Raw genomic sequence first — 913 nt, 5'->3', positions numbered from 1 at the left:
ATTTATTGGCGTGTTACAAAATGGAGCTATAAAGCGGGGGCAATTATACTCATGCAGAATCAATTAAAGTAATGCCACCCTCACACTTTCTTATAAGATTCATCATTGATTCACCCACCTTTGTGAGTTATCTCACAATAAGCAGGGAAACGTTTTCTATTTCAGACTACATCTTTAGATTTTATTCACAGATAGAGAAAGCAAAATTGCTATTTTCCCACAGCTGAGTGGCAATCGATTGCTTTCGCACACTATGCAACTCTGCGAGCTCATTGAATACATGAATGAGTTTGGCAGGGTGATTCGGCTCCCCTTGATAACCAAGTATAGGCATATCTGGAGCATCTGTTTCTATAACTAGAGTTTCGCGTGGTAATCTTTGAATCGCGTCGCGAGTTTTATGGGCTCTCGGATAGGTAATGGTTCCACCAGCACCGATGAAAAAACCTAATCTGACCCACTCCATCCCCTGCTGATAACTACCAGCAAACGCGTGCAAAACGCCACCACGAGGTAACTTCGCCGCTTTGACCATTTGAATGAGTCGATTGTGTGCTTTCCGGCTGTGCAAAATGACAGGAAGATTGAAACGCCTTGCCAGCTCAAATTGAGTTTCAAGCGCCCTTTCTTGTAGCTCAGGATCTACGTTAACTGCAAAGTCTAGTCCGCACTCTCCGATTGCCACACACTGTGGCGATTTTTGGTTGAGATAGCGTTCTAGTTCTGCAAGGTGCTGCTCAACGTTATCTTCAAGAAAATACGGATGAAAACCGAGCGCGTAATACAAATTGGCGTGTTGCTCTGCCAACGTTCGAATACGAACCCAATTTTGCGGGCCGACGGAAGGAATCAAAATTCTTGCGACGCCTTGCGTTTGAGCAAGCTCAAGTTGATGTGCAAAGTCATCTTGAAA

The 913-nt window shown here is 44.2% G+C and carries 1 protein-coding gene; it reads right to left on the bottom strand.

The genetic code is table 11. The features are described from left to right. Positions 1–181: 181 nt before the first annotated feature. Positions 182–913 (bottom strand): TatD family hydrolase (locus tag R7Q48_RS25510; protein WP_318132943.1); only part of this gene is annotated, 732 nt, incomplete at its 5' end.

The sequence above is a fragment of the Vibrio sp. 378 genome, from assembly GCF_033339435.1.
The sequence above is the reverse complement of the archived record's forward strand: the minus strand, read 5'-3'. Positions and strand labels throughout refer to the sequence as shown.